22 protein-coding genes are annotated in these 24497 nt (G+C 41.4%); 4 read left to right on the top strand and 18 right to left on the bottom strand.

Translation table 11 applies throughout. The annotated features are described in order from the left end of the window. The first annotated feature begins 58 nt into the window (after positions 1-58). Both FBB35_RS06265 and FBB35_RS06270 read left to right on the top strand, forming a co-directional pair. Positions 59-694: a transaldolase family protein gene (locus FBB35_RS06265; protein ID WP_174708936.1), complete on the top strand. Its 636-nt coding sequence runs from the start codon at positions 59-61 to the stop codon at positions 692-694. Positions 695-884: 190 nt separating this feature from the next. Beyond that, positions 885-1523 carry a Uma2 family endonuclease gene (locus FBB35_RS06270; RefSeq protein ID WP_174708937.1) on the top strand — a complete coding sequence of 213 codons (639 nt, stop codon included), beginning with the start codon at positions 885-887 and terminating at the stop codon, positions 1521-1523. A 28-nt stretch (positions 1524-1551) separates the two neighbouring features. Here the strand turns inward: FBB35_RS06270 and FBB35_RS06275 are convergent, their stop codons facing one another. Next, positions 1552-3753, bottom strand: coding sequence for a CHASE2 domain-containing protein (locus FBB35_RS06275; protein WP_174713541.1), 2202 nt, complete (start codon positions 3751-3753; stop codon positions 1552-1554). 265 nt (positions 3754-4018) lie between these two features. Continuing rightward, positions 4019-4303, bottom strand: a complete 285-nt coding sequence (locus FBB35_RS06280; protein WP_174708938.1) for a hypothetical protein — start codon at positions 4301-4303, stop codon at positions 4019-4021. Positions 4304-4478: 175 nt separating this feature from the next. On the opposite strand from FBB35_RS06280, the gene FBB35_RS06285 reads away from it, so the two are divergent. After that, on the top strand, positions 4479-4706 hold the full coding sequence (locus tag FBB35_RS06285) for a DNA-binding transcriptional regulator (protein WP_174708939.1): 228 nt from the start codon (positions 4479-4481) through the stop codon (positions 4704-4706). A gap of 326 nt (positions 4707-5032) precedes the next feature. On the opposite strand, the gene FBB35_RS06290 is transcribed toward FBB35_RS06285, so the two are convergent. The 16 genes from FBB35_RS06290 to FBB35_RS06365 all read right to left on the bottom strand — a co-directional run bounded on the left by FBB35_RS06290 (position 5033) and on the right by FBB35_RS06365 (position 23850). Further along, positions 5033-6121, bottom strand: a complete 1089-nt coding sequence (locus tag FBB35_RS06290) for a sulfonate ABC transporter substrate-binding protein (RefSeq protein WP_174708940.1) — start codon at positions 6119-6121, stop codon at positions 5033-5035. An 86-nt stretch (positions 6122-6207) separates the two neighbouring features. Further along, positions 6208-7413 (bottom strand): aliphatic sulfonate ABC transporter substrate-binding protein, encoded by a 1206-nt coding sequence (locus tag FBB35_RS06295; RefSeq protein WP_174708941.1) that lies wholly within the window; start codon positions 7411-7413, stop codon positions 6208-6210. Between the two features lie 569 nt (positions 7414-7982). After that, positions 7983-8363 (bottom strand): TauD/TfdA dioxygenase family protein, encoded by a 381-nt coding sequence (locus FBB35_RS06300; protein ID WP_368041839.1) that lies wholly within the window; start codon positions 8361-8363, stop codon positions 7983-7985. A 62-nt stretch (positions 8364-8425) separates the two neighbouring features. Continuing rightward, on the bottom strand, positions 8426-9448 hold the full coding sequence (locus FBB35_RS06305) for an IS4 family transposase (protein ID WP_174708137.1): 1023 nt from the start codon (positions 9446-9448) through the stop codon (positions 8426-8428). 24 nt (positions 9449-9472) lie between these two features. Then, on the bottom strand, positions 9473-10036 hold the full coding sequence (locus FBB35_RS06310) for a TauD/TfdA family dioxygenase (RefSeq protein WP_254625839.1): 564 nt from the start codon (positions 10034-10036) through the stop codon (positions 9473-9475). 37 nt (positions 10037-10073) lie between these two features. Next, complete coding sequence (locus FBB35_RS06315) at positions 10074-11168, bottom strand: aliphatic sulfonate ABC transporter substrate-binding protein (RefSeq protein WP_174708942.1); 1095 nt, start codon at positions 11166-11168, stop codon at positions 10074-10076. A gap of 289 nt (positions 11169-11457) precedes the next feature. Beyond that, positions 11458-12279: a class I SAM-dependent methyltransferase gene (locus FBB35_RS06320; protein ID WP_174708943.1), complete on the bottom strand. Its 822-nt coding sequence runs from the start codon at positions 12277-12279 to the stop codon at positions 11458-11460. A gap of 303 nt (positions 12280-12582) precedes the next feature. Then, on the bottom strand, positions 12583-14061 hold the full coding sequence (locus tag FBB35_RS06325; RefSeq protein WP_174708944.1) for an amidohydrolase family protein: 1479 nt from the start codon (positions 14059-14061) through the stop codon (positions 12583-12585). 101 nt (positions 14062-14162) lie between these two features. Further along, positions 14163-15644: an amidohydrolase family protein gene (locus tag FBB35_RS06330; protein WP_174708945.1), complete on the bottom strand. Its 1482-nt coding sequence runs from the start codon at positions 15642-15644 to the stop codon at positions 14163-14165. A gap of 129 nt (positions 15645-15773) precedes the next feature. Next, positions 15774-16088, bottom strand: coding sequence for a hypothetical protein (locus FBB35_RS06335; RefSeq protein WP_174708946.1), 315 nt, complete (start codon positions 16086-16088; stop codon positions 15774-15776). A gap of 19 nt (positions 16089-16107) precedes the next feature. Then, positions 16108-17160, bottom strand: a complete 1053-nt coding sequence (locus FBB35_RS06340; RefSeq protein WP_174708947.1) for an ABC transporter substrate-binding protein — start codon at positions 17158-17160, stop codon at positions 16108-16110. Positions 17161-17324: 164 nt separating this feature from the next. After that, entirely contained in the window at positions 17325-17654 is a 330-nt protein-coding gene (locus FBB35_RS06345) for a ferredoxin family protein (RefSeq protein ID WP_174708948.1), read from the bottom strand. Continuing rightward, complete coding sequence (locus FBB35_RS06350; RefSeq protein WP_174708949.1) at positions 17651-19273, bottom strand: FAD-dependent oxidoreductase; 1623 nt, start codon at positions 19271-19273, stop codon at positions 17651-17653. The genes FBB35_RS06345 and FBB35_RS06350 overlap by 4 nt, the downstream gene beginning before the upstream one ends. Before the next feature lie 360 nt (positions 19274-19633). Further along, the gene (locus FBB35_RS06355) at positions 19634-20644 is read right to left on the bottom strand and encodes a glycosyltransferase family 2 protein (RefSeq protein WP_174708950.1); all 1011 of its coding nucleotides are present in this window, start codon (positions 20642-20644) and stop codon (positions 19634-19636) included. Between the two features lie 111 nt (positions 20645-20755). Beyond that, positions 20756-21466, bottom strand: coding sequence for a TVP38/TMEM64 family protein (locus FBB35_RS06360; RefSeq protein WP_174708951.1), 711 nt, complete (start codon positions 21464-21466; stop codon positions 20756-20758). A 488-nt stretch (positions 21467-21954) separates the two neighbouring features. Beyond that, on the bottom strand, positions 21955-23850 hold the full coding sequence (locus FBB35_RS06365) for an iron uptake porin (protein ID WP_174708952.1): 1896 nt from the start codon (positions 23848-23850) through the stop codon (positions 21955-21957). A gap of 469 nt (positions 23851-24319) precedes the next feature. Between FBB35_RS06365 and FBB35_RS35380 the strand changes: the two genes are divergently transcribed. Continuing rightward, on the top strand, positions 24320-24445 hold the full coding sequence (locus FBB35_RS35380; RefSeq protein ID WP_302480950.1) for a hypothetical protein: 126 nt from the start codon (positions 24320-24322) through the stop codon (positions 24443-24445). Positions 24446-24497 lie beyond the last annotated feature (52 nt).

Below are 24497 nucleotides of genomic sequence, written 5' to 3' on the forward strand. Positions count from 1 at the left end.
AAAATATCTGTGTACGGCTGTTATGGATTAATATCTGAGAATTAATCGGGGATGAATTATGGCACTATATCTAGACTCAGCGATCGCATCTGAAGCCGAAGTTGTTAAGCTTTGGGGATGGGTGAAAGGCATTACCACCAATCCCACGCTGTTGTCTCAAAGCGATACTCCACCAGAAACCACGCTCAAAAATTTGGTTTCCTTGACGAATGGCCCTTTATACTATCAACTTGTGGCATCTGATAAAGCCGGGATGCTAGCTGAAGGTAGAAAAGCTTTCGAGATTATTGGTTCACAAACAATTTTGAAGATTCCCGCAACGCCGTTAGGTTTTGAAGTGGTGGCGAGTCTATCACCAGAAATTACCTGTTCGGTGACAGCAATTTACAGTGCAGCACAAGCAGCAGTAGCACGGGAGGCGGGAGCGAAAATTGCCATAGCTTATGTAAATCGAGCTACGCGGTTGTTAGGTGACGGTATTGCCTTAGTGCGGGATATGGCTAGCGTCCTCAAAGGCAGTGATACAGAGATTTTGGCAGCTAGCATCAAATCTCCTGAAGAAGCAGCCGCATCATTGCAAGCCGGGGCCCATCATTTGACTTTACCATTGGCAATGTTGCAAGCGATGGCAACTCATGAGTTTTCACAGAAAACGGTTGAAGAATTCGCTAAAGGAGGCATTGGTTTAAGATAATTCGTAATTCGTAATGACGCTCGAATACTCGCTAACGTAATTCGTAATTAAATATGAGTTTGTCAGATATCCCTAATCTCTGGGTTCCTCTAGCGCTTTTAGGTTTAATTATTGTCGCTGCTGTATTTTTTAGTCGTAGCAATTGATTAGTAAAGTATTACATTACAGTTGAAGTGGAGGTATAAGCTCTATGTTCGCTGTTGTCACACCCGATACAATCCATTTGCCCCCAGGCGCAGTAGTACGCCTACCCGGAAGTTGGCAAGATTATCAAGCACTGAATAAACAACTAGGCGATCGCTCTTCGCCTCGTATCAAGTATCGAGATGGAGAAATTCTCTTGATGGCACCACTACCAGAACATGGGCGTAAAGTAAGTGTAATTGCAGATGTAGTCAAAGTTTTGCTCGACCATCTAGGACGAGAATACGAAGCATTTACCCCAATTACAATGGAAATGCCACAGAAAAGTGGTATAGAACCAGACTACTGTTTTTATATTGAAAACTGGCAGGCGATAGCAGGTAAAAACCGCATCAATTGGGGCATTGATCCATCTCCCGATTTGGTGGTAGAGATAGACATCACCAGCTACACCGATGTAAATGACTACCTGCCTTATCGAGTACCAGAAGTTTGGTTGTTCAGGAAGAACCAGCTTGTAATTTACAGATTGCAAGGCGATGGCTACACAGTTGAAAGCAGTAGCCGTTATTTCCCTAACATCGATGTGTCAGAGGTAGTCACAGAGTGTTTAAAAATTGCCTACGACCGTAATACTAGCGCCGCAATTCGGGAATTACGACGGAAATTGGCGAGTGAGAGTTAAAATTCCTACCTTGGGATGTTTGCTAGAGCTACATACGTTTTAAATCTTGTAACACTGCGGCAGCTGATTGATAGCGATCGCTAAAATGATAGCAAACCATTTTATCTAAAATGACCGCCAATTCTTCCGTGACTGGCACTGTTTGCCGCCACATCACATTCCCCGTTTCTGGATCTGGGTGGAGTTCTTGCGGTGGTATTCCAGTTATGGCTTGAATACCAATCATTCCTAAAGCGTAAATGTCACTACAGATGTGGGGATGACCTGCAAATTGTTCTGGAGGAGCATAACCCCGTGTCCCGATGGCTACTGTAGCTAATTCTGTTTGCTCGCTAGTCGGCGGTTGCATCAATTTGACTGCACCAAAATCAATCAATACCAGCCGATTATCTTGAGTGCATCTAATAATATTAGTTGGTTTGATATCACGATGAATCACTCGATGCTGATGAATAAATTCTAGAACTTCTAAAACTTGTTTGAACATCTCTATGACAAATGATTCGCTTTGCAGATCCTGTACAGGTGGTAATTCTTCACTTAAAGTATGTCCTTCGATATATTGTTGAATTAAATAGAATTCTTGGTCATCTTCAAAATAAGCAAGTAATTCAGGAATCTGATGATGTTTACCCAAAGATTCTAATATCTCAGCTTCACTATGAAACAACCTGCGAGCAACTTGCAAAAATCGTGTATCTTGACGGGCTGGCATTAACTTTTTAACTACACAAGTAGGATTACCCGGTCGTTGAGTATCTTGTGCTAAATAAGTCCGACCAAATCCACCTGAACCAAGAAATTGAGAAATTTTGTAGCGTCCACCCAAAAGCAAATTACCTGATTTTATTTCTGGTGAATCAACTGGCAGACGAAAATCAACAGACGAATCGGGAATTGCTGTTTTATCTTCTAAGAGTACATTTAATTGTGCGATCGCTTCTTGTTGTTTTTCAACTTGCAGAATAATCACCTGAGTTTGTCGCTGATTTTGGTAGCTAGTATAAGCAATCACACAAATACTACTAACAACCAAAGTAAGAGCAGAGGGAATTAAAGGCACCCATCCAGCTTGCAAAAACAAACCAACGCAGATTCCTACTAACCCAAGTAGAGTTGTCCCTCCCACAACTAACAACAGCAAGGGATTTTGCCACCGCCATACGATAATTCCACCTAAAAGCGACCAGCCCCACATCCAAATAAATTCCGCCCAGTCTGGCCAATACCAAATTAGAGGTCGCCCATCCAACACTGTACTGATGAGTTGACTTGCTATCTGTGCATGAACAAACAGAGCAGGCATTTTAGCTGGTTGATCTGGCAAAGTGCTGTAGGGTGTATAGAAACCACCAGGAGGGAGATTAGCCGCCGTAGTCCCAATAATTACAAGGCGGTCTTTAACTAAATTGGGGTTGACTCGGCCACCAAGAACATCTCTTAGGGTTACTTGGTCGGCAAGACTGTTGGGATGACGGTAATTTAATAATATTTGATAACCATCTGCGTCCAGATGTTGATAGCTACCGGAATTAGGTTGTAAACGCGGAAAGAGAGTTTTACCTAACTGTAATTCTCCTTTATTAGTAAACTTGTATTCAATACCTTGCTTTTCTAGATAATTAATTGCTATTAGCGCCCCAAATGCAAATGATGTTGTACATTTATTGTCTGTAGAGTAAGCAAATAACAAACTACGGCGGAGAACTTGGTCGTTTTCATTGTCAGAAACGACATCGCTAAACCCAACATTATCTATAGGAAAATTAGTCGGAGGGGGAATTTCATCTCTACCCAAACTGCTGAACAAACAAGTGCTGACAATGTTATCTTGATTTGGGAAATTAGTTGCCAAATTGTTGTCTTCTGGTTGGAAAAGATATAAACCAACAATTCGCGGTTGATAAGACTCGATTTTTTTTAATAGCTGATTGATTGTCCGATCTGATATAGTCCATTTCTCTCGTTTAAGATCGTCGTCAGTGATTTTTACTAGCAAAATCCGCTTATCGGGTGCTTGTGCTGGACGCGATCGCAACATTTCATCATAAACTCTTAACTCCCAAGGCTGTAACCATTTGAGTTCCCGAATTCCCCAGATAAAGGCGGTGACTCCCACACTGGTAACTAAAATAATTTGCGGCCAGCTTTTGTTCTTGGAAGTTTCACGAGAATCCTGAACTTTGATGATAAAAGGGACACGGAGTTTTTTTAATAGTCCACTAATCACAGCTTTGCGGCAGTAGCCTGAATTGGGTAGATGTTGCAGGCGCAAAAGTTAATTTTCGGACTCTAGGTTAAAAGCTAATTAACCTGAGCTTCTCTATATAATGTAGCAATTTACTTGTTGGTGAGAAACCTTGGCGTATTTCTACTCTTAAAGCAAGCTGACGCGCAGCATCAACTATAGAAATAAGCGATAGCGATCTCTAGGCTATGACGCTAGTTCGCTCTTTTCCTCTCCCGTTTCTCGCCATTGAAGTCCCGCAATGGCACTAATCATCTGTGTGAGATGTTGGAGTATCTTCAACAGCACTGGCAATAGAGAAAGAAATGGGATTAGTAGATGGTGTTAGTGAATCTAACCGGGGTTGTTCGAGCGATGCTTCGATACTTGGATCATCAAAATAGGAGCCAATAATCTTATCATAGTTAGAAGCAACAGCTAAAAAAGCACCACCCAAAATATAGATAGGTAGTGGCAAATTAAATTCTTGCAACCAGTCAAATAATTCCGCCAAGGCAAACAGCACTAAAAAGCAAGCAAGCCAAACTCTCATATTTTCTATTTCCTAGATTGGAACAACTCTATTAATAGCTTAAATAGCTTGCATGATAGTTGATGTAGTACATAACCATCAAATTACAACCTTTATAACCATAGATAGGTGCATTCAGAGTTATAGCATCTGCTATATTGCAATATCTTGTAGGAAAATAAAACATATTTAGCCTATGCCTGCAATCAAACAGCCAAGCATTGCACTGTTGGTTCGTGAGACTCGGCAGTGTCTCAAACTATCACAGGTAAAACTGGCAACGATGTTAGGGGTTTCATTTCACACTGTAAACCGATGGGAAAATGGACGAACACGACCTTCGCCACTAGCTATGAAACAAATTGAAAGGTTATTGTACCAGATGGGAGAACCCGGTGAGGCACTTTTAACGAAATATTTTTAATAATGGTAAATGTAACACCAGTAGCATCATAGATGAAGTACTACTACCCTATTCGTGATAAATTAACGCCAAGCAAGTACTTTCAGCCTAATTTTACAGGCATCTTGCCAAATCATTAGAGCAAGATAAATTAGTAGAAGCGATCGCTAACTTAATAGCTGAATAAACCTGGCTCTATGTGATGTCACTTGAGACTTCAGGTGTGTGATGCTCCCTAAAATGCTCTGGTGTACACAGAGATGTGTGTACACCAAAGAAAAAGGTTGGAAGAGAAGTCCTTCCAAAATTATTGAATTGGTGTTCTAGGTATCATATCTGATTAGTTTCTATTTTTCGCTGATCAATGTTGGTGGAGTAATAGCTGCATATTCTTGGGATGTCAGCAGTGCTTCTTGAACATCAATCTTTTTGGGCAGAATTTTTTCGTTATAAAATAAATCGGCAACACTTTGTTGAGCTTTCATCAATTCTGGAGTAATTCCTTTTAATCGATAATTAGCGCGTCCAGAAATTATTTCTTGAATGGGTAAATCAATTTTAAGTACAGGTGCTATGAGTTTGGCTACTTCTTGACGATTTGCTTCCGCCCATTGACCATTTTTATCAATCTCTTCCAAGATAATCCGAAGTAATTCGGGATTTTCCTTAGCAAACTCTCGTGTTCCTACATAGTATCCGCCTGGAGTACCAATATTTGTCGCATCTCTCAGCACCCGCGCACCGTGGAGTTTTTCTACCAAAGCTAAATGAGGGTCGCCAGTTACCCAAACTGGAATAGTGCCCTGAATAAATGCACCACGAGCTTCGACATTGGGCATACTCAAAACTTTAATATCACTGTATTTCAAGCCCACTTCTTCTAAAGCTTTGATGATGAAATAGTGAGAAGCTGAACCTTTTTGAAAGACTACTTTTTGTCCTTTGATTTGCGCTAAACTCTTAATTGGAGAACCTTTAGGAACTACGATCGCACTCCCTTTCCCAGAAGTAGCAGTAATTCGTCTACCAGCAAGATAGACAATTCTTGCACCAGCAGCTTGGGCAAAAATGGGAGGAGTTTCTCCAACTGAACCAACATCAATTTTGCCGACATTCATCGCTTCCATTAGTTGCGGACCTTGGGCAAATTGTGCCCACTCAACTTTAACACCCAAGGGTTCTAAACGTTTTTCTAAAACTCCTCTCACTCTCACTAAATCACCAGAGCTTTGATAACCCATTCGTAGAACTTTTGTTTTCAAAGCAATGGTTTTTGTTGCTGCTGGATCTGCCTTTGGTTCAGTTGCACTATTTGTATTGTCACTGGGCGATGTACAACTAATTAATGTGGTAGATAAAGCCAAAAAGCCAGGCATTACCAACAATGCAAATCTTTTGATAATTGGTGAAGTTTTTATGACAGTATTGCTCAACATTTTTACGACTCCAGGATAAAATAATCTCTGCTATCACGAAAAGATAAACTTTTAAATGATTTAAGCTTTCTAAAGTTAATAATTCCCTACTTAGATTTAATTGATTCTGGTGTAAAAGCCGCATATTCTTCTGGGGTTAATACACCATCTCTAACATTAACTTTCTTTGGCAAGAGTCCTTGGCTATACCATAAATCAGCAATTTTTTGTTGCTTATTGACAACCTCTTCAGTAATTGGTAGTAACCCATAAACTGATTTGGCTTGAATCTTCTTCAAGGTAGGAACATCAATACCAACATCAGGAGAAACAAGTTCTGCTAATTTATCGGGATTCTTTTTAGACCATTCATCTGCTTTTATCAGCTCCTCCAGAAAAATTTTGAGAACTTCCGGATGCTCTTTCGCAAATTTACGTGAAGTAGAATAAAATCCCCCTAAATCCTGGAGTCCTTGCCCATCTATTAATACACGACCAATATTTTTTTGCACGGCTCTTGTAATATATGGTTCCCAAGTTACCCAAACATCAAGTCCACCCTGGCTAAAAGCAACATTTGCATCTGGAGGTGGTAAGAAAATAGATTTAACATCAGTGAGTTTTAGCTGATCTTTTTGTAGTGCTTTCAGCAAAACATAGTGAGCAATAGAAGCTTTTTGAAAAGAAACTTTTTTGCCTTTAAAGTCAGCAGCACTTTTAATGGGAGAGTTTTTTGGCACCAGAAAAGAAACTCCTTTACCATTAAATGCTGTAGTTACTACATAGACAAGTGGTGTATCTGCGGCTTGGGCAAATATGGGCGGTGATTCTGCTGTGGCTGCAATATCAAGAGAACCTGCATTTAATGCTTCTAAAGCTTGTGGCCCAGCAGCAAACTCTAACCACTTGACAGTAAAATTCTTCGCTGCCAAACTTTTTTCTAGAGTTCCCTGTTTTCTCATAACTGCAAGTGAACCAAGCTTAGAAGAAACAATATGCACTTCTTGCTTTTGGGGAGTATTAGAAACTGATTGACTTTGAGCTTCTGTACTAATTGCAGATGCTTCGTTGTGAGTTGTTTTATTTTCTTGGCTGCAACCAACTATGCTCATTGGGATTGTCAGCGAGAAAGCAGCTAAAAGTAAAGATAGATAGTTATGCTCAATTTTATATTTAGCTTTTGTTTTGATAGTTAGGCTTTTATTAGATATCAGATTTACTGTTGCAAAAAAAGGCTTTGAATTCTCGATTTTCGATTTTATCGGCTTGTTAATAGATATATGTAATTGCTGCAAATATTTAGAAAATGCCATAATAATCTATTGTCTCCTTCAAGAGAAAACTTTTTACTGTAATATTGTGTTTAACCAAATTGGTTATTAAATACAGTTGATATCTCAATACGCTTCAGTTATGGTTAGCGCTCTTGTCAAGGTCATTTTTTTAATTAACCGCAGAGGCGCAGAGTACATAGAGAGAAGAAAGAGAAGGAAAAAATTGCTTGACTGAACTGTATTGGTTTATATATTATCGGATTTGGTCTTTCAATAAAGTGTTAATAAACACTACCTGGCAGAGATAAGAAGGTTTTTTATAAATTTATTTTTGTGAGTGCGCATTGAGCAATATTTATTTTAATAACCAAGGTTAAATAGAGTTTATATTTGATTTATAAAAAATCTACACAACTCAAAAATGGTTATTTAAATTATTTTTAAGGCTAGTAATTTTCAGAATAAATTCAGATTAATATATAGATTTATTATAATAAAGTAAGTGTTTTGTATTGTCTTATTTAAGAACGAGGGTGGATGACTACCACCCCATTTTTAACAGTAGATTTCAGTTTTTCAAGGTGTTATATCTGTCTAGACAATAAAGCCTAAAAAGGACGACTACCTGCAAGACTGACTCGTTTCAAAACCCGTCGCTCATTTGGATCAAATGCTTGACGGTAATGCAAGGTAGCTTGATTATCCCAGTAGACAATATCACCTACAGACCATTTGTGTTGGTAGTAGAATTTGGGTTGATTTAGATGCTGACGCAACTGTTCAATTAATTTAGAACCTTCTTCTGGTTCTAACCCGACAATTTCAACTTCTGTCGCTGCGTCTAAGTAAAGATGCTTTTTACCACTCTCTGGATGTGTCCTAACTAAAGGATGGGGAAAAACAGGACTTATTAAAGGAATATTCTTATTTAAACGATATAAAGGACGCGGTGTATTCCGGTCTTGTAAGAATGGGTTGTAGGCAGAAATGTTGAATGCTGATACAAAACTTTACATTATTAGTTACACTAAGTCTCAAAAGCTTAAATTAGTCAGCAAAACATCATCTCCTCAAACCAATGAACATAGCTGATTTTCTGACACATACAAGATTGAAGATAGCGGAATTTATCTAATAGTGTATGTCCCCATTGTTCGGGAATAGATAAAAGCTGTAAAATCAGATAGGCTATCAAGCTCACGTAAATTTGTATGGTAATACCATTGACGTTTTTGGTAATGAGTTTGTCAAGTTTTAAGTGCATCTTTAAAAACTTCCACAACAATTCAACTCCCCAACGTAATCGATAAATATCCCTAATTTCATCATCATGAACAGCTGCATCTCCCGACTCTGGTAAATTAGTCACTAAGCGAAACTCGGTTTTTGTCTCTAAATCACAGAAATTAATTACTCTATAAGCTTGAGCATCATCAGATGCACCAACTTTGACCAATCCATTTGAGCCATCAAATTCTAGTTTCCAATTGTTTTTTATCCGCAAAACAAAATATTTGTTTTCTTGTACTAATTCTTGGATAAATTTTAATCCAGCAAAACCCCTATCCATTACTCCAACAGCATTTATTGGGAGACTAGACATCATTTTGGAACCAAATTTATAATCATGGTCATGTCCAAAATTGATGAAGTTATCTTCTGGGCTTCCTGTGGAGAGATTTAAGGAACTAAACAGCTTGACTTGATGATGACCTAGTACCCATAACAATTTACTTGTGAGAGTAATAATTGTTGAATCTATTGGACAAATTGCATATTTATTGTGTAACTTTTTTTGAACTTTCTTCTGTACTAATTCATTTAATTTTTGGTAAATCTCTTGAAAAGGTTTTTGGCTTCGATGTAAATTTGCTTTAGAGAAAGTAGAAATATCTACCTCAAAACAATTGTTATTTAATCTGTTAAACAAATCTCGCATACTTGTTAAGCTGTTATCCAGGGCATAGGATAGCCAGCACTCAAAAAACAGACGACTGTTCAATACTGGATAATCGTTTTTTGGCAGGCTTTTCAGTATATCTTTGACAATTTTGGGAAATGAATTTATAATCACAATCAAACTAATATATTTTAAGCCTTAGCCCAAAACTACCATATTTTGGGCTATTTTTATCGGATTTTTCTTAACATTCAACACTTCTGGGTTGTAGGTAATTAGCTGTAAATCTGCAATCTCTTCTTTGGTGGTTTCATCTAATGCCTCATAGGCCAAATTTGTATTTAACCAATAAGTATTTCCACCATGAGTTGGTATTTCCAAAGCATAAAGAAGCGAACCACTAGATGGGGTGGGAGTCCATTTGTGGTCAGAATGAAAAGTTAGTTCTCCAGTACCGGTATAGCCGCCATCGACATTAGAAATCGAAATCACCACCGGGGTTTCTCCCGGTTTAGAAGCTAATACTGGAGTTTCATCAGATGGTACAAAGAGTGCGCCAAAGTATAAAGCAAAGTTCAAAAGCTGTTCATCAGAGAGCTTTTGATCTTTGAATATTAAAATGTGGCGATCGCGCAGAGCTTCCTTAAGTTGTAATATAACTTCAGGTGCGATCGCGTTACTGGCATCAAAGTCGGTAACTATCGCTCCCAAGGGAGCATCGATAGGACTTATTTGAACCTTGGTTAAAGTCGAGGTAGGCATAATATTCTCCTGTCTTTTAATTTCTTCTTGGGTATAACTACTTATTAGCTAATACATCTGAAGGAGTAATTTTGGCGTATTCTTCAGGCGTTAAAAAGCCATCTCTAACATTCACCTTTTTGGGGATAAGTCCAAGGCTGTACCACTTATCTGCAACTTCCTGTTGTTTAGTAATAGTTTTCTCCGTAATTGGTAACAGCCCATAATCATATTTATTGTGCATTATTTCTAGAGTCGGTGGATCTAGCTGAGTTACAGGAGCAAGTAGTTGTGCAACTTCTTTGGGATGAGCCTTCGTCCAGATTTCTGACTTTTCTAACTCCTCTAAAAATACTTTGATTACATCAGGATGAGCCTGATAAAATTGGCGTGAAGTTGAGTAAAAGTTGCCAGTATCCCGCAATTTATCACCATCTGCTAAAACACGAGCTATTTTATTTTGTACATTCCTGGTACCGAATGGCTCCCAAATATACCAAGCATCCACCTTATTTTGACTGAATGCCGCATTTGCATCTGCCGGTGCTAAAAAAACTGATTGGACATCGCTCAGTTTTAATCCCGCATCTTCTAATGCTTTAACTAATAGATAATGCCCGATAGAAGCTTTCTGAAAAGCTACTTTTTTCCCCTTCAAATCAGTAACACTTTTAATTGAAGAATTTACAGGAACTAAAAGTGAAATAGCTTTACCACTAGGACGTGTAGTAGCTAGATAAACAAGGGGCGCTCCTGCTGCTTGTGAAAATACAGGAGGCGATTCGGCTGTAGATGCAATATCCAATCCATTTGCATTCAGGGCTTCTAGCTGTTGTGGCCCAGCCGCAAACTCAGCCCACTGCACTTTAAAACCCAGAGGCTCTAATCGCTTTTCTAAGGAACCCTGCTTTTCTAAAACTGCTAAAGCGGAAAGTTGTTTGGAACGTACAATCCGTACTACTTGCTTCTCTGTAGTGGTAGATACGGCCACCGACTCAGGAGAAGCTGCTGACTGTTGAGTGTTATTTTTGGCTTCACTACAACTTGATAGGGTAGTCGATAGCATTAAGCAGTAGCCCAAAGCAAATAGCAAAGAACGACGTGTTGTTCTCGGGCTTTTTCTGAATTCAAACTTTCCTTTTAAAGCTGGCATGGGTTGTTTTATTGATCTCCTCTAGGTGGTTAGAAAATGATGATTAATTGCAATATCAAGAACAAAAATGTTTTTTTGAAAACTCCAATCAGTAAATGTTTTTATAACTTCAAAAACTTTACTGATGAAATTAGGGAAGAGAGTGGGTATTACCCACCCCGCAACGACTCGAGGAACTGAAACTTTAATAGTTAGGAGGCAAAAATTTAGGAAGTGGAGTGAGAAAGGCTCACTCCAGTGTCGTGCTAGTGGAAGATTGAAATTTTTGAGTGAAACTCTGTCTTTTTTGCTAGTGCTTCCAAGCGACTAGGATTGTAGCTTTGAGTTCTTCTGTGAAATGTCCAGATGGCTCAACTGCTAGCAACGCTTCTCTAAGATCCTTTTCAAATGCTGGAGCTTTATCGCCATAGAAAATTTTCAGAGAGAAGGCTGTAGTGTATAAATAGCCGAGATAGCTATCGATAGTCCAAGATTTTTCAAATGGCACTTCATAGTTTTCTTGACGAGCAAAAGCTGAATTACCAATTACGACTTCATGGGGAGGATCAACTGGCTTACGAGTCCCTTGTCCTCGTTGTCCAGTCCGCCGTTCTTCACCTAACCATTTTTTTACTACTCCAATAGCAGCTTGTTTCCAAGGTAGATTGCTTTCCCAAGGGTTATCACCAGTCTGAAGCAGTGCTAATCCACCATCATCAGTTAGCAATTCATAAATGCGTTCAAGCACTAATTCGCGTTCCATCCAATGGAAGGCTCTACCAATGGTGGTTAACTTAAATTTCCCTAAACTAGAGTCGATTAACTCGGCTCCTTGTTCTAACCAAGTAATATTATTTGCTCCGACTGCTGCTGCTTGCCGTTTAGCTTCTGCAATCATTTCTGGATCGGGGTCGATTGCAACAACTTCTTCAAATTGGGTTCGTAGGGGAATTGAAATTAATCCTGGGCCAGTACCTAAATCAAGGAGTCGTCCTTGACCATTGAGATTAAATATTTCGGCTAGTTTGTCGAATACAACTGGTGGGTATTTGGTTCTATATTGAGCGTAGCCCTCAGCTGCTCCCTCAAATAAACTTGGGTCGTAGGTTGGAAGTGTTTTTAGTTGAGTCATATCAATTTCGGATTTAGGTAAGGGATAAGAAATAAATTTATCCAAATAAACGAACCACAGAGGTGCAGAGAACGCAGAGGGAGGAGAACATAGAGAGGATCTTTGCGTCGGTTTTAGGATATATTTTTTAAACTCCATTTCTTTGTGTCCTCTGCGCCTCTGCGGTTCGTTATTTAAGAGAAATGTAGAGTGGGCAAGGCCCACGCTACAAGTGAACAGAGGAAATGGAACATGGAACGTTGTAAAGATGGGCATTGGTCATTGGGCATGGGGCATAGTAATTCTTTCCCTATTCCCCATTCCCTATTTCCCAGCTAGATATTCGTTTGCGGCTTTCTCAACACCTGTACCCTTGAAGAAGTCTTGATTGAGACTGGTGTACAACTCCAAGGGATGGATTGAGAGGAAATAGCGGAGGTCTTCTTCGGTAATGATTTCGCGTTCTGCCATTGAGTAAGCATTGGCAGTAACGGCGGTGATATCAGGCACATCCCAGTGACCGGAATCTGAACCTAAGAAGGCTTTAACTCTATCGCCAAAGGGATTAGCTGCACGATTAAAAGCTTGGCTTACACGGGTATCGTCTGATTCTGTACCAAAGTAGAAATGATTCAAGAAGCGATCGCGCACATCTTCTGGCTTCTCAATTCCTGCTAATTCAAATTCATCGAGTTGACCTGGATCTTCAGGAGCCAATAATTGATGGTGGAATCCTAAACCATCACCAATTTTATCTAAGCGTCCATCTACAAGTTCGCCACCGTAACGAGTGTACAACTCTACTAATGCTTCCTTATCGATAATAGCAGGATTATTATTTGATAACAAATGTTGTTTGTTCCGGGTTTCCCAGTGCCAAATAATATCAGCGTATAGACTAGCACCCCAAGCTGAACCACCTTCTAAGAAGGCAAACTTTAATTGTGGGAAGCGGCGAGTAACTCCACCAAAGAACAGCGATTTGCATAATGCTTCTGCTGCAAAGGCGAAGTGATTAATGTGATTATACTGGGCGTTGGTGACAGAACGCTGAGTTGTCCAACCTTGGCTAGAGGCGTGAGTTGTGGGTACAACTTTCAGTTCTACGCACTTAGCCCAGAATGGATCGTAATCATACTGGCTATCTAAACCAAAGTTATCAATCCAAACCACTTCGTTAGCTACTTCTTTACCATACTTCTCAAAGGCAGGAATTGGACGACGAACGTAACCAGGAATTTGAATTGCTTTGAGTCCCAGAACATTTACCGCATATTCCAACTCTTCAATCCCTTCTTCGGGAGTGTGCAGGGGAATGGCGGCGATGGGTGTTAAGCGATCGCTATAAGGACGGAAAATGTCAGCATGGTAGGTGTTAACTGCTCGACAAACAGCCCGCCGCATTTCTTCGTTGCCGATATTTGGGGCCATTGTTGCCAAGTTGGGGTACACAACGGCAAAGTCTGTACCTGCTTCTTCCAAGCGCTCATGCAACAACTTGGGCAAGCTAATGGTAGCCAAATTCAAAGTATTTTTTGTAGGACGACCCCACCAGTTAGGGCGATTGGTACGATAAGCAAAACGTTCTTCCCAACTTTGTTTGTACCACTTAAAGCGAGAAGATCCTGGTAAATTCTCTTTGAAACGTTCTACAAGTTCCGTTCCACCAACTTGTTCTAAATAATCCAAGACTGCTGGTTCAAATTCTTGGGTATGTACATCGGTGTCAATGATTGGATAACCAAGTTTTTCGCGAATTTGAGCAGACCTGGTTTTTTGTGGGCGGTCTAAAGCGATCGTCATGATAGTTTACCCTAAATTATTCAAAAGATTGGTATTTGGGTATGTAGTAAGCGCTTCAGCGCTTTCTTCAGCACTAAAGTGCTTACTACGAACAATGATTTTTAAACCTTGCTAGCCAGAAATTCATCTGCTGTTTTCTCCACAGCCGTACCTTTGAAGAAATCACGATTCAGGCTGGTGTACAACTCCAAGGGATGAATTGACAGGAAGTATTGCAAATCTTCTTCGGTGATAATCTTGCGTTCTACCATTGAATACGTATTAGCAGCGATCGCAGTAATATCAGGTACATCCCAGTGACCAGAATCGGAACCTAAGAAGGCTTTAACGCGATCGCCATAAGGGTTAGCTTTGCGGTTAAAGGCTTGAGCTACACGAGTATCATCTGATTCTGTACCGAAGTAAAAGTGATTCAAGAAGCGATCGCGAATATCCTCTGGCTTGGTAACTCCTGCAACGGCAAATTCATCTAAATCACCTGGTTCTAGGGGAGATAATAACTCAGCGTGGAAACCTAAACCACTACCTAGCCGATCCAAACGACCATGTACTAATTCACCACCGTAACGGGTATATAGTTCTAGCAGTTCTTCGCGATCGATATTGGCGGGATTGTTATTCTCCACCAAATGATCCTTATTGCGGGTATCCCAGTGCCAAATCAAATCGGTGTACAAACTAGCACCCCAAGCTGCACCTCCTTCTAAGAAGGCAAATTTGAGTGTGGGGAAGCGGTGAGTTACGCCACCAAAGAACAGAGATTTGCATAGTGCTTCCGCAGCCGATGCAAAGTGACCAATATGGTTGTATTGGTAATTGCTAATGGAACGCCGATTTATCCAGCCCATACCGGAAGAGTGGGTGGTGGGTACAACTTTCAGTTCTACGCACTTCGCCCAGAAGGGATCGTAATCATATTTACTATCTAAGCCAAAGGTGTCAATCCAGATGGCTTCGTTGGCTACTTCTTCGCCATATTTCTCGAAGGCGGGAATGGGGCGGCGGATATGTCCGGGGATTTGAATGGCTTTGAGTCCCAGCACTTTCACCGCATATTCCAATTCTGCGATCGCCTCTTCGGGCGTATTCATGGGGATGGAAGCAATGGGTGTTAAGCGATCGCTATAAGGACGGAAAATATCAGCGTGGTAAGTATTAGCTGCACGACAAACAGCCCACCGCATCTCTTCATGACCAATGTGTGGTGCCATTGTTGCCAAGTTGGGGTACACAACGGCAAAGTCTGTACCAGCCTCTTGCAAGCGTTCGTGCAACAACTTGGGCAAACTAACTGTAGCTAAATTTAAAGCATCGTTAGTGGGACGAGTCCAGAAGGGAGGGCGGGCAGTGCGGTAAGTACGACGTTCATCCCAAGATTGTTTAAACCATTTAGAGCGAGATGCACCGGGTAAGTGTTCTTGAAAACGCTCTGCGATCGCAGTTCCAGCAACTTGCTCTAAATAGTCTAAGAATGCTGGGGGAAATTCTTGGGTATGTACATCGGTATCAATGATCGGATAACCAAGTTTTTCGCGGATTTGAGCAGACTTGGTTTTATGTGGACGGTCTAGTGCAATAGTCATAGCATTTTACCTGGATTTTCAAATGGATTGGTCAAGAAGGAGGCAGAAAGATTACAGGACTTACGCAAAATAATGGAAAAACGAACCGCGAAGGCGCAAAGGACACGAAGGAATGAGAGTTTTAGAGAGTTATTGTGTAAGTCCTAAGTTTATAAGTCTGGAAGTTGAGCCTCTGGGCTTGGAAGTTGAGCCTTTGAGCTTGGAAGTTGAGCCTTTGAGCTTGGGAGTTGAGCTTTTGAGCTTGGAAGTTGCACCTTTGAGCTTGGAAGCTGCACCTTTGAGCCTGGGAGTTGCACCTTTGAGCTTGGAAGCTGCACTTTTGAGCCTGGAAGTTGCACCTTTGAGCCTGAAAGTTGTTTTTTTAAAAGACTTAATTACAGAAATTTGTTTTTCTTGCTCAAAAAAGTTACTGATTTTTGCTTCCTCATCTCCCTCATCTCCCACACTCCCCACTCCCCATTTCCTATTTTTCTTCAGCAACCCAGTCTGTTAATTTAAAGTCCGACTTTGCTAAACCCTGCGATACTAAAAATTTCTTTGTTCCCTCTAAAAGTTTCACTCCCTCGGCTGGTAATGGTTCTTCTGATACCTGTTTAAGTGGGAACGATTCTTTGATGATATCGATGGGATATTTAGTAGTTTGGGCATGGTACTGATAATATTCTTCAGAATTGGCTTTTAAATCCTTCGCTGCTTCTGTGAGAATTGCATTAAATTTCTGTGGGAAATCAGGCTGTTTTGCCAAAAAACTTTCAGTTGCTACAACTAATGATGTCCCTGAAAGACCTTTATGATTCGCAGAAGAATCAATCACTGGAAACCCTTGTGATTTCAGAAAAGGCCCCAGATCGCTAGAGGTTGCATAAGCTGCTACATCACCACGTTCTAAAGCCGCTTTTGCCTCAGTAGTCATTAAGTGAACAACTTTTACATCCTTGGCAATTTTAGCTTCAGCTAATAGTCCCAGCAGGTATCTATGCATATAAGAGCCTTTTTGCGTAGCTATTTTTTGACCCTTAAGTTCAGCAAGCGATCGCGGGCCATTCTTTTTCGCCACTAACCAGGCGGTTGTATTAAATTGGCTAATCCTTAGCAACCGGGTTTCCTGACCCCTAGCTTTCAAAACTATGGCTGGTGTATCGCCTAAAGAACCAACATCTAATTGTCCGGCGACAAGCGCTTCATTTAGATCCGGCCCGTTAGGAAATCTTCCAAAAGTAATGTTTTTAAATCCCGCTTTTTTCAACTCCCGTTCTAATATTCCCTTTTTCTTTGCCCAACCAAGCGATCCTGTAGGTTCTGAATTACCTACATAACCTATTCGTAGGGTAGAAATGTTGTTAGATGCAGCTACAGCGTTGTTGACATTAACAGCCTCAATGGATTGAGCAGATTTAGTTTCGCCTTGGCTACATGCTGTAGTTAGTAGCAGTAGGACACAAGCTACTGAGGTTGATAATCTGGAAGTAAGTTTATTTTTACTGATAGAACCTGTTCCTAGTGCGATCGCCAGCATGACTTTTCTCTCCGCCTATACGCCGTCGCCGTGTGGCAACTTTCTCTCAAACCTAACCCCCAACCCCTTCCCTACAAGGGAAGGGGAGCAAGAATCAAAGCCTCTCTCCCTGTGGGGGAGAGGAATGGAAGCGGGGTTCTGAGAATAAGTTGCAGATTGCATTACTATTTCATCTGCTTTAAAATTTGGAATGTTTGATCTGCTTTTGCTGTTGAAGTGCGTTTATGCCCCCAACCGATGTTTTCCCGGTAACTACCCAGCAGCCCAACTTCTACCAATTCTGCTTCATTGACTGAAGCCGTCACATCGCTTTCTGGTGCAACATAAAGGGCATCAACTGGACAATACAATTCGCACATATAACAGGTTTGACAGTCACTCTGTCGAGCAATGGTTGGCGGCGCATCAGCTACACGGTCAAACACGTTGGTTGGACAAATATTCACGCAGATATTACATTTTATGCACCGCGATTCGCTGACCAACTCAATCACACTGCTGCTCCTATTTTAGATAAAGGCTTTTCTATACTTAGCGGCTGACTCTTCACCCAAACCTGATCTAATCCGCCACTAATCAGATGATGTTGTTGGTTAGCATCAAGTTCTGGATAGTCTTGATGTTTGTGCATACCACGAGTTTCTTTACGTTCAATGGCACTGCTGTACATCCATCGGGCTGTAGCTACCATCGCGGCAGCTTCTCGCGCCCGGATTAACTCTTTATCTGATGTTACTTGGCTACTGCGGAGTTCTTGCCAAAGATGATTTAGTTTACCCAAAGACTCGGTTAAGCCTTGTTCTGTACGGAAATAGTTCTTTTCGTAAGGGAATACTTCAGCTTGGACTGCTTGAATCACTTCATCAGTTGCTAAAGGTTGAGAGCGATCGCTCCCACTTTGTAATCCTACCTCTCCAACACCCAAAACTAGTCGTTGAGTTTTGTATTCTCCCAAACTGCGGCTATATTCAGCAGCCGATTTCCCCGACCAATAGCCAGAAGATATTGCCCAAGCTGCATTGTGGCTGCCACCGCCAGTAAATCCGCCACAAATTAGTTCGCGTGTGGCTGCATCTCCAGCCGCATAAAGTCCCCGTACAGAACTGGCACAACTCTCATCGACAATCCGAATTCCTCCCGTACCGCGCACAGTTCCTTCTAGGCGCAGAGTCACAGGGAAACGTTGAGTAAATGGATCGATCCCTGCACGGTCAAAGGGTAAAAAGAAGTTGGGTTGCGCTAAACGCATAGATGGCCGCATCGATTCCGCCGCTTTGTCTATGATGGCGTAAACTGGCTGTTGCAGCAATGTTTCGGCAATTATTGAGCGTCTATGAGAACTTGCACCGGGAATTACAGTACCATCTTCATAGGTAAAGGTTGCCCAATTATAAAACAGGGTTTTGGTAACTGAAGAAAAGGCGGGAGAGATGCCGTAAGCATTAGAGAATTCCATACCCGACATCTCAGCACCAGCTTCTGCCGCCATTAGATAACCATCCCCTGTCAGGACGTTGCATCCTAACGCTTTGCTGAGAAACGCACAGCCGCCAGTTGCGATAATTGTGGACTGCGATCGCACTATCCATTTCTCACCAGTCTGACGGTTCACACCTGTTGCACCAGCAACAGCACCATCGTTATCTACCAGTAGTTCTAAGGCGGGGCTGTTGTCTAAAATCTTGACTCCTGCGCGTTGAATTTGCCGCCGCATCAGCCGCATATATTCTGGCCCTTGGAGCGATCGCCGATAGGGTTTACCTTCATCGTCGGTAGGAAATGGATAGCCCCACTCTGCTAACTGATTGACGTTTGCATAGGTCTGATCCAGTACTCGATCCATCCAACTGCGATCGGATAAAAACCCACCCAATGATTCCCGACTCGCCTTTGCAGTTTCTCGTGCTTCTGGATCGGGTGGCACATACCACACACCATTTCCAGATGCCGCAGCACATCCAGTCGTACCACAATATCCTTTGTCTACGAGGACAACTCTAGCTCCACTTGATGCAGCACTCCAAGCCGCCCAAGTTCCAGCTGGCCCACCTCCAATCACAAGCACATCTGCTTCTAAGTCGAGTTCAAAATCGGTTGTTAACGTCTTCAGCATTTACAATTTTCCCCCATCGATAAAGTCTTAAGCATCAAGTCTTCAGCCCATCGATGCTACAAAAATATTCAGAAATCTTTTTGCCCATTTACTTGAGGACTTCTTAGTAGCCTCTATTTATGGCTCATTTAGCCAGACCAGCAAAAATCCTTTAACTTGATCGGTGAACCGTAGTTTATTTATATAACAAAGCTTTCCACAGTTTGAGATAAAAAGCAAGCATTTTAACAAATTCAAATGTAAATTTATCAAAACAGAATTCAGGTGTCAGGACGGGCTAAACCCTAGCTATCCGTTAACAGAATTAATAATGAATTCTCTACAACGGAGGATAGCAAAGCCACGAGCGGTAGAAATGTCTTAAGAATCCTCATCTCTTTTAAGGTAGGGAGCCTCAACTAATTTGTCAGCATTATGTGTTGAATTGGGAGATTTAGAATAGAAGCCACCTACCTCTGCCAAAGTATAAAGGGGTCTAGCTTTAACTTCTTCATAGATGCGCCCTATATATTCGCCTAAGATACCAACACTAACTAACTGCACAGATCCGAGAAAGAAAATTGCCATCAAAATAATCGTGAACCCAGTTAAAGGCGAATGGGGGAGAAAAAGCCGCCAATACAAGATCAATAAAGCCATGAAGATGGCCGCCGCCGCCGCTAACAAGCCTAAGTAGGTTGATAACCGCAGTGGCACTATCGAAAAGGATACTAGACCATTAATGGCAAGAGCCAAAGATTTGCTGAAAGTGTATTTAACTTCTCCAGCAAAGCGGGGATCGCGCTCGAACCGAATTGCTGTTTGCTGAAAGCCAACCCAAGAACGCAAACCACGAATGTAGCGGGTACGTTCTGGCATAGAATTGAGAATATCTACAATTTGCCGATCCATTAAACAAAAATCACCAGTATCAGTAGGAATATCTACATCTGCAAGCTTCTTGAGGAGACGATAAAAAAAGTAGGCAGTAAAACGCTTAAACCATCCTTCCTTGAGGCGTTGTGTGCGTTGAGCGTAGACGACCTGATAGCCCTGTCGCCATTTTTCAATCATGTCTGGGATTAATTCTGGCGGATCTTGTAAGTCAGCATCAAGGATAATAATAACTTGACCCCGAACAAAATTAAGACCGGCAGTAACTGCAATTTGATGACCAAAGTTACGAGCAAAGCTCAGGTAGCAAATGCGTGGGTCTTTTTCATGGAGTTCTCGTATTAATCGTAAGGAGCGATCGCGGCTACCATCATTGATTAAAATTAATTCGACAAGACCATCTAGCCGATTCATTACTGCACTTAGTCTGCGGTATAGTTCGGGTATAATTTCTTCTTCGTTATAAATTGGAACAATCAATGAATACTTTGGTAGCATCTAGGAATTCCGTTTAATTTTGCAGTAATAGCCAAGCTGACAGACTGCTTTTCATGATAAATGGTTTGGTTCTCAGTATACTTAGCAAGATTCAAGTCAGATTGTTAGAGTTTATTTATTCTCCGGATTGATGTCATCTGAAGAGTCAGATTCTCTCAGGCTTTCTACAGCTTTTTTAGGAAAAGTCCGACGATGGCGATACCAAGTAGACCCTGCTACCAGTATTCCAGTTAAACCCAAAGCGAGTACTAGCGGCAAAAAATCACCTGTTTTGATTGCTTTCAAACCAGAACTACCTAGTAGTACAAAAGGTAAGACACTAGGAACAGTACCAAGTGTTGTGCCCATAACATAATCTTTAAAGCTGATCGAAGTCAGTCCAGCAACAAAGTTTACTAAGCCATAAGGCATGATTGGTACTAGTCGGATGGCAAACATATAAAAAAGCCCTCCACGCCGTACCTCAGCATCCATAGCCTGCCAGCGTCCTGCTAGTCGTTTTGCAACTGTTTGCCGTCCAATGGTTCTAGTAAAAACGAAAGCAATAATTGCCGCAATAATTGCTCCAAAACTAGTCCAAAAAGTACCCAGCCAAGGGCCAAAAATTGCACCTCCAGTCAAATTCAACACTGTTGAGGGCAGAACTAACATAGTTGCTACAACATACAAAGCAACATAAATAATAGGTGCCCAGATACCAGAAGCTTTCAGCAAAGCCTGAATTTGTTCTGGTTCAATGCCCCCAATCAGATATACTGCTATACCAGTTGCAATTATGCAACTCAGTGTGAGTAGTAAAATACCAGTTTTCAAGTTCCACACTAGAACTCTACTCCTACTTTTACTTTTTTTGTAACACAAGCCATCTTTCGCAAATATCCCCTTTAATTAACTCGTATAAGCGAGTCAAAAAAGAAACTTCCTCAAGATGTTTTTCGGCACAACCGAAAGAATTTTGAGAACAGTTAAGTTTTTGACAATCCATTATAAGGATATGCGAGTGTAGCGATATTTGTTCAGTCTGGGGAGTGTCAACAGCCTAGGCAGGGGGGTAGGGGGCAGGAAGCAAGGGAGGCAGGGGAGGCAGGGGGAGACAAACAAATAAGTGTATTCAGAGCTATTGCAGTAGTAAAAAGTACTAAAAGGTTCTCTTTACTTCCTCTGCTCACTTCACGATGGATGATCTCACTTTTTCGCGTTGCTCCCCCTGCCCCCTGCTCCCCTGCCCCTGCTCCCTGTCCTCTGCCTCCCCTGCCTCTTCGGTCAAAGTTCTACATTACTAGAAAACCTATATCTTTAGTTTTCACCGATTAAAACCTAAAGACAGTACGAACCCAAGCAAATAAACTATCAGGATTGCTGGCATCAGAGTCCGGTGCAGTAATCCAGATTAAACCCGGTGTCACCTCAATATTATCTCCGATTTTATATTGGTAAAATGCCTCAACGTGCAGGGAGGTATCTTTGTCTGCTTGTCCTGCACCTGCTCCCAAATTTACACCCTGACTGAGCCTGGTGAGTTTCGGCTCCATACCAACTAAAATCCCCCCTAAAGCACCCTCACTAAAAAGATCCGGGAATGCTAGTCCTACAGCCCAATCCATTGCACTACCATCACCGCGCCCCAAATAGCGGTGCGCTCCATAACTTATCCACCCATTAATTGCCAACTTGGAATTAACTTGATAGAACGCCTGTAGTCCATAAAGATTGGCTACAGTTCCCGCTCCAGCTACGGTGCTGTTTACCAGGTTACTACCGACTGCTGGGCCGAAGTTTGTTCCGCTTAGACCTTGGGTATTCGCTGGACTGTAAGTATTGACGTAAGTTGCCGCCACTCGAAAATTTCGATTAGAGGAGTAGTAAATTATCTGTGCCAGAGCTAAATACCTGCCTGTAAATAAGCCATTATTAGCTGTGGGATTACCACCGTTTGGTGCGCTATACGCTATCCCCACTTGAACCTGTTTGCCTAATTTTTGGAGTATGGCAATTCCGGGCCCGCTATCTCCATAGTTATAGACTAAAGACCGCCGTGAAAATCGTGAAATTCCATTAGCGCCGGTTGCAGAAGACGATTCAAAATATGGATTGATAGGGCCAGAAAGACCTATCTCACTAGCTCCATCAGACAGAGCATAAATGTTAACTTGAGTATCTGGAGTAGGTAAAAAACGATATCGAACGCCACCGAGAAGAATAGTATTACGTGCAAAGGTAATACTGGAGTTATCAGCAGTTCTCCCCTCAAAAGTTCCTAATAATCCAGCTCTTGTTTGTCCTAATGATTCAATATTTCCACCTGACAGCGATAAGCTTAGTGAATCTTTACCGTTAAAACTGGTGTTTAACCGTAAAGTCGTTGAACCTTGAAGTGTGGTATTGCGAGGTGCAGGTCTTTTGGTAACGACATTATTGCCAGCCAGAACCGAGCCAAGAACAATCTGCGCTCGACCTATAAGTTTAGTTGTGGTTGTAAACTGATTTGCCTCTAATTTCGCAGTCCGCGTTTCCAAGTTATCTAAGCGTCCCCGAAATTGAGCAAGTTCTGGAGAAAATTGTTCTTGTAGTTTTTTGATGGCATCCAAGTCTTCTCGTTTGACCAAATCTGCCGTTGAAGTCGCTATTAATTCATTGAGGCGATCTAAAGCAGCATTCAACCCAGCAGCAAATTCATACCGTGTTAGGGCACGATTCCCTTTAAATGTGTCATCTGTATATCCAGCAATTACACCGTAGCGCTCCACCAAAGACTGTAATGCTTGAAATGCCCAATCTGTGGGCAAAACATCTGACAATTGTGAGACGGATGTTACTTGTCCCGCAGAATTATTTGTAGCTTTTTTATTAGTCGGTGGTGCAACTTCCAACAATTGCGAGACAGGTGTGACTCGTTCTGGGCTGGTAGCCTTTTTACTAGTTAGCGGTGGAATTGAAGAAGAAGGTAGGACGCAGGATAGCGCACAGGAAGCAGGAGGGGATGCGACCTCTCCTGACCCTTTGCCTTCTGTCTCTATCGTTGAAGTCTCTAGTGTTTGATTGACAATTGCTTCTGGAGCTTTGTTCACTTCTGCTTCAGCAGTAGATACATCAGATTTAGGCAGTTCAGCGTGACTTTTTACTGGATAAAAAACCAGAATGGCTAGAATATCTAGCAACAAGAACGTGAACATCATGTATCTATATTTAGAGCGAAAATTCGACATTACTCTTGAACTCCTCAACCTGAAAAACGAATAAATTAGCTCTAGCTTTGACAGAGAAACTAGCAGAAATTATTGATGAAATATTTGTGCTAAACCATTAGCTAATGAGTTAGCAAAGGTTCCCCTAGTAAGAAAAGTGCAAATCCTCGATAAGTATCGTAACCATTACTAGGCAATTCAGTGTAGACTCCAAAACTCATAGAAAATTCTCAAAACAAAATTCAAAATTCGGTTTGATATTGGAGTGCGACTGGTGAGATAAGGCAACAAAATTCATCAACGGCTACTGGCATCGACTAAATCTTGAATTTAATTCAAGGTATTGATTGACAATTAACATTAGCTGAATACACTAATTAGTAAGCAGCTAGATTTCACAATCTCAATTGTTAAGAAAAGCCAATAAAACGATAAGTCGATAGATTTACCGGATTTTGCGTAAAATTATCTTTGCATAGAGCTTGTTACAATGCAAGACCCAGTATTTATTCATGAAGAGAAAATATATCAAAATTATTGGCTAGGTCAACTCAACCCAAGTAACTGCGATCGCATAGCGTGCCGTAGGCGATCGCCGCAGATAGTCACCCGGTAAAAATCCCCTATATTTATGGGGATTCCTCCTGCCTCCTGCCTCTTTTTTGCCT

This window comes from Nostoc sp. TCL240-02 (assembly GCF_013343235.1).
Classification (GTDB): Bacteria; Cyanobacteriota; Cyanobacteriia; order Cyanobacteriales; family Nostocaceae; genus Nostoc.